The sequence below is a fragment of the Paenibacillus sp. N119s genome (assembly GCF_059447605.1).
On the sequence record NZ_JCAJRU010000283.1, the window covers coordinates 1 to 5,714 of the forward strand.

Below are 5,714 nucleotides of genomic sequence, written 5' to 3' on the forward strand. Positions count from 1 at the left end.
AGAATATGAATTGATATGATATTCGTATTATTGTCAACCTGATAGAATGTTACTAAGTTGACAATAGAGTGGGTTCTTTAAGCTGAAAATCTCGACTGGTTACATGATCATTGAACTAAGGGAGGCTAAAACATGAATTTATTCAATCAAGATGTAGATAAGGGTGTAGATTGGGGATTGCTGGCAAAAAAAGCGATCCGTTTCAGCAATCTGACGCTGGAAGAAGGCATGGCTGTACTGGAAGCGGACGATGTGGAATTATTACCGATTATGCAAGCTGCATTTCAGGTGCGGCATCATTTTTACGGAAAAAAAGTAAAGCTCAATATGATCATGAACGCCAAAAGCGGTCTGTGTCCGGAGGATTGTGGTTACTGCTCTCAATCCATCGTTTCCACGGCACCTGTCAGCAAGTATAGTATGCTGGACAAGGAATCATTATTGGCTGGAGCGAGAGAAGCCATAGCACGAAAAGCAGGGACATATTGCATTGTAGCCTCTGGCAAAGGTCCGACAGATCGAGAACTGGATCAGGTAATTGATGCTGTGCAAGAAATTACTCGTACCATGCCGCTCAAGATTTGCGCTTGCTTGGGGATTCTAAAGGGAGATCAAGCACAGCGATTGGCAGATGCAGGGGTACACCGTTATAATCACAATTTAAATACAAGCAAGGCCAACTATCCCTCGATTACGACCACACATACATATGACCAACGCATCGAAACTGTGAAAATGGCTCAATCATACGGAATGTCTCCATGCTCTGGCGTGATTATCGGTATGGGAGAGACGAATGAGGAAATCGTTCAAATGGCTTATGCCTTAAGAGAATTGGATGCCGACTCAATTCCGATTAATTTCCTGAATCCAATCCCCGGAACTCCTTTGGAAGAAGCACAGCGGGTCTCGCCGATCCAAGCTTTGAAGGTATTAGCACTGCTTCGGTTCATCTGTCCATCCAAGGAAATACGCGTCGCAGGTGGACGGGAATTGAATTTACGCTCATTACAACCACTATCTCTGTATGCAGCAAATTCGATCTTTGTAGGAGATTATTTAACGACAGAAGGCCAAGAAATTACCGCTGATCATCAAATGATAGAAGATCTTGGCTTTGAAATTGAGATGTGTGCCCTTTCAGCCGTATAATAGAGATGGTATAAACTTGGAAGGGAGAGTTGAACGATGAGCGAAAAAGTATTTATTAGTCCGGGTAAATATGTGCAAGGGAAAAATGTGATTGATAAAACAGGTCAATATGTTAAGCCTTTAGGTCATACGGCCTTGGTTATTGCGGACAAACTGGTTTGGGAGATCGCAGCCGATCGGGTATTCAAAAGTCTGGAACAGGCCGATATTACTGCGATAAAGGTTGAATTTCAAGGGGAAGCATCCAAAAATGAAGTAAACCGTATTGCTGATGAGGGGCGAAGCAACAAGGTCGATATTGTCATTGGTGTAGGTGGTGGTAAAACGCTGGATACCGCCAAAGCCGTTAATGAATTACTGGGTTCCTCGGTTGTGATTGTTCCAACGACCGCTTCTACAGATGCACCCACCAGTGCCCTATCTGTTTTGTACACCGATGAGGGTGCATTTGATACGTATTCCTTTTTCAGTAAAAATCCGAGCTTAATCTTGGTCGATACGAAAGTCATATCTCAAGCGCCGCCTTTGTTCCTCTCCTCAGGCATTGCGGATGCCATGGCAACGTGGGTTGAAGCTCGCGCAGTCATTGAAGCACGTGCTACAACTATGGCAGGCGGCTTGCCAACCCTGGCGGCAGAAGCCATTGCGTCCAAGTGCGAGGAAGTTCTTTTCGATTATGGACTACAAGCTTACGAATCTGTGAAACGCAAAGTCGTTACACCGGCGCTTGAAGCGGTGGTGGAAGCCAATACGCTACTAAGCGGTCTGGGCTTTGAAAGCGGGGGTTTGGCAGGCGCACATGCCATTCACAACGGTTTTACCGTGCTGGAGGGAGATATTCATCACCTGACACATGGGCAAAAAGTAGCCTTTGGCACCTTAGTACAGCTTGCGTTGGAAAAGAGACCTTTAACTGAAGTGGAGCGGTATATTGATTTTTACTTAAAACTGGATCTGCCTGTTACGCTGGAAGACATTAAGCTGCAGGAAGCCTCCCGAGAGGATTTGTACCGGGTAGCTCAGGCTGCTACCAAAGAAGGCGAAACAGCTCACAATTTACCATTTGCTGTTACAGCAGATGGTGTGCTTGATGCAATCTTAGCGGCTGACCAGTATTCCGTTGCCTACAAGGCTAAAATTGGTCATAGAAACTAACCCCATACTAATAAAGTAGATTCAGAGGCCGCTAATAAGCGGCCTTTTTCCATTATTTAACTTGCAGCTTATGGTATGATTTTCATGGTACATAATTAGGAAATGCCGGGAGTATATTTACGCCTCCCCTAAAATTTGAGAGGAGTTTAGCGATGGCAAAATGGAACGTAGAAGATCAAGGTACTCAATATACGATTGAGTACAAGCGTGGCTTTAATGGTGGAAAAGTCATTGTGAATGGTAGCGAGCAGAAGGTGAAAAGCCAGAACGTATTTTTAAACTTGATTGATTTTCCAATAAGATTGAAGGAGAAAGCTGTGAATGTTGTAGTCATTGGCAACAAAGCAGATTTAGCTGTGGACGGTATATATCTTGGGTCCAACCAACCTTATGTTCCAGTAAGTAAGACTCCGGGCTGGAGTTGGGCTTTTGTCGTGGTCAGCTTGGTTATAGGGTGGTTATTTGCAGGCGTCCTTGGTCTGTGTTTAGGGATATTAGGTAGTATGTTCTATGTGAAATCATCTTTATCCTTACATCAAACCATTAATCGAAGAGTTGTAAGCTGCTTTATTGTTTTTTTCATCATCAGCGTAGTCCAAATTGTATTTGGACTTGCAGCGAATTACTGGATTAGTACGTTGTAAAAATAGTTTTAATACATCCTAAAGAATCAAGCAAGAAGGCTCTCCCGCATGAAGCGGCGAGAGCCTTTTTGCCATGTTAAATCGCCCAATTTCCTTTGCGGAAGATCGGTTCCTCAGTACCGTCCTCAGTAACGCCGTTGATGTCCATTTCACCTGAACCAATCATAAAGTCGACGTGAGTCAAACTGGAGTTCAGACCGTTGGCAGCCAACTGCTCTTGAGTCATATCCTTACCACCTTTAAGGTTAAATGCATAAGCATTACCGATAGCCAGATGGTTCGAGGCATTTTCATCAAACAATGTATTGTAGAATAAAATATTTTTATCAGAGATCGGTGACTTGTGAGGCACGAGAGCAACCTCGCCCAGGTAATGTGAACCTTCGTCCATCTCTACGAGATGCTGGAGAGTCTCCAAGCCGGTTTCAGCCTGTACATCGACAATACGTCCATTTTCAAAGGTCAGTGAAAAGTTGTCGATGATATTGCCACTGTAGCTGAGAGGCTTGGTGCTGCTGACTTTACCGTTTACCCCCGTTTTGAGTGGAGCTGTAAATACTTCCTCAGTAGGCATGTTAGCTACAAAAGTATGTCCCTGTTGGTTGACGCTTTCGGCTGCTACCCACAGATGGTCTTTTGCAAGTTCGATGGTGAGGTCTGTGCCTGGGGCCAGATAATGCAGCTTTTTATAGCGTTTGGAGTTTAAGATATCAGCTTTGCTGGAGAGGGTTTTCAGATGCTCATTCCATGCCTCCACAGGGTTGTCAAGATCCACACGCACAGTGCTAAAAATAGCTTCCCACAGCTTATCCATTTGTTCGGAAGCTGGCAGATCAGGGAATACTTTAGCTGCCCATTCTGCTGAAGGATAAGCAATCAGAGACCAGCTGAACTTGTCAGCCATTTGGTATTCACGGTATTGCCGCAACTCATGTGATCGCACGCGCTGGGCAGCCGTAATTCTGCTGGACGGAATCCCTTGAAGCAAATCCGGATTCTCTGCAAGAACATGAAGGATAGCAGCGCCATTTTCGACTTCTTCAGTCATTTCAGCTGCGTACCATTTGGGAGCAATATTAAATGTTTCATCAGGAGCTAGTTCATACTGTAATCGGGTAACCGTCTCATCACTCCATTTTACTTTAACCAGTTTGGCTCCGACAGTATACGCTGATTTAACGATTAGCCGCACGAGATCGGCAGACAAGATTGGCGCATGAACGATAAGTGTCTGCCCAGGTTGGACATTAGCGCCCACACGAACAGCTAATTCCGCATATTTCTGCAATTTTTGTTGAAAATCTGACATGTAACTTTCCTCCATTTCACGAAAAAGCCTCAAATAAGAATAGGGTAATTTGCACAGTTTTTTTGCAAATTCCACACATAGCTTATATATTGTACAATGTAACGAAAAGGTTCACAAATCAGTTTTGGTACTTTTTAGTGAAAATGAAAGGGCGGATAAATAAATGACAGAGCAAAATTCTTCTGAGGAATTGAAAGAAGTACATATTCAGCAGGCACAAATGACAAGAGATGAGAATGGTGTATATTTAGGCCAAGTAGTATTTGGAGTGGACGGACAGAGCTCTATTTATGAAATTACCTTCCACAGTAAAAAGGGAAAAGAGTGGGATTATAGTCTTCATTTTGCGGGAGAGCCACGCCTGGAGGAAGAGATGCTACAAATGGATAGCTGGATTGAAGAGAACGATGATCTTTTCGACTATTTGCTGGATGCCGCATGGAGTAAATTACCCGAGTAATGTAAACATGGTCTATTTTCGTGACAAGCGGATTATATTTAGCAGTGTCCGCATAATCTGCTGACATGGGGGAAGCCTAAAGGTCGAGTATAACAGGAAATTCCATGTGAATAGGAGGGTGAAGCTTTGGCAAATCATCTGTTCACCGAAGGAATGACGGCAAATGAAGAGGCTGCTCCCGATCTCCTGAGCTTACGGACGCTGTTTGTAAATGTGTGTTTTATCGGAGAACCGGGAAGCCGATCCTGGGTGCTGGTGGATACGGGGATGGCAGGATTCACAGACTCGATTATACGCCTGGCTGAGGAACGGTTTACGGGGCCTCCGGTTGCTATTGTGCTTACTCACGGTCATTTCGACCATGTAGGGTCGGTTATTGAGTTGGTACAGCATTGGGGTACACCTGTGTACGCACACCCTTTGGAATTACCTTATTTAACAGGAATGAAAGATTATCAAAAACCTGACCCCAGTGTGGGGGGAGGTTTGATGTCAGGCATTTCCTTTTTGTACCCCAATGATGCTATAGATCTCGATGATCGTATCACTTCGCTGCCCCAAGATGGCAGTGTCCCTGGCGCCCCTGGTTGGAAGTGGCTTCATACACCAGGACATACGCCTGGCCATGTATCGCTTTTTCATGAGCGGAGACGCTTAATGGTGGCTGGTGACGCTTTTATCACGGTAAAGCAGGAATCAGCACTCGCTGTGCTTTTACAGGAAAAAGAAATCCACGGGCCGCCTGCGTATTTTACAACAGATTGGCAAGCTGCACAGCGGTCAGTGAAGATGCTGGCCGGTTTAAAGCCTGCAATTGCTGTTACAGGGCATGGACATTACATGCATGGCACTGAGCTGACAGATCAGCTGGAGCGACTAGCTAGAGATTTTGAACACATGGCAGTACCCAAGCAGGGACGCTATGTGTAGTCATGTGTGTGAAGGACGATGCCTTGCGGGGCATCGTTTTTTTGTATTGTCGTGGAATTTTTTT

General features: G+C 44.8%; 6 protein-coding genes. 5 read left to right on the forward strand and 1 reads right to left on the reverse strand.

Annotation, left to right across the window (positions count from 1 at the left end; genetic code table 11):
* The first annotated feature begins 132 nt into the window (after positions 1 to 132).
* The 3 genes from bioB to AC5V8P_RS22770 all read left to right on the forward strand — a co-directional run bounded on the left by bioB (position 133) and on the right by AC5V8P_RS22770 (position 2,951).
* Entirely contained in the window at positions 133 to 1,152 is a 1,020-nt protein-coding gene (gene bioB / locus AC5V8P_RS22760) for a biotin synthase BioB (protein ID WP_064797098.1), read from the forward strand.
* A gap of 36 nt (positions 1,153 to 1,188) precedes the next feature.
* On the forward strand, positions 1,189 to 2,307 hold the full coding sequence (locus AC5V8P_RS22765) for a glycerol dehydrogenase (RefSeq protein WP_064797099.1): 1,119 nt from the start codon (positions 1,189 to 1,191) through the stop codon (positions 2,305 to 2,307).
* Between the two features lie 152 nt (positions 2,308 to 2,459).
* The gene (locus tag AC5V8P_RS22770) at positions 2,460 to 2,951 is read left to right on the forward strand and encodes a hypothetical protein (protein ID WP_064797100.1); all 492 of its coding nucleotides are present in this window, start codon (positions 2,460 to 2,462) and stop codon (positions 2,949 to 2,951) included.
* 76 nt (positions 2,952 to 3,027) lie between these two features.
* Here AC5V8P_RS22770 and AC5V8P_RS22775 read toward each other — a convergent pair whose 3' ends face one another.
* On the reverse strand, positions 3,028 to 4,260 hold the full coding sequence (locus tag AC5V8P_RS22775) for an aminopeptidase (protein ID WP_064797101.1): 1,233 nt from the start codon (positions 4,258 to 4,260) through the stop codon (positions 3,028 to 3,030).
* A 163-nt stretch (positions 4,261 to 4,423) separates the two neighbouring features.
* Here AC5V8P_RS22775 and AC5V8P_RS22780 point away from each other — a divergent pair, with 163 nt between their 5' ends.
* Together AC5V8P_RS22780 and AC5V8P_RS22785 are read left to right on the forward strand one after the other, a co-directional pair.
* Entirely contained in the window at positions 4,424 to 4,720 is a 297-nt protein-coding gene (locus AC5V8P_RS22780; RefSeq protein ID WP_064797102.1) for a hypothetical protein, read from the forward strand.
* Positions 4,721 to 4,846: 126 nt separating this feature from the next.
* Positions 4,847 to 5,650, forward strand: coding sequence for an MBL fold metallo-hydrolase (locus tag AC5V8P_RS22785; protein WP_064797103.1), 804 nt, complete (start codon positions 4,847 to 4,849; stop codon positions 5,648 to 5,650).
* Positions 5,651 to 5,714 lie beyond the last annotated feature (64 nt).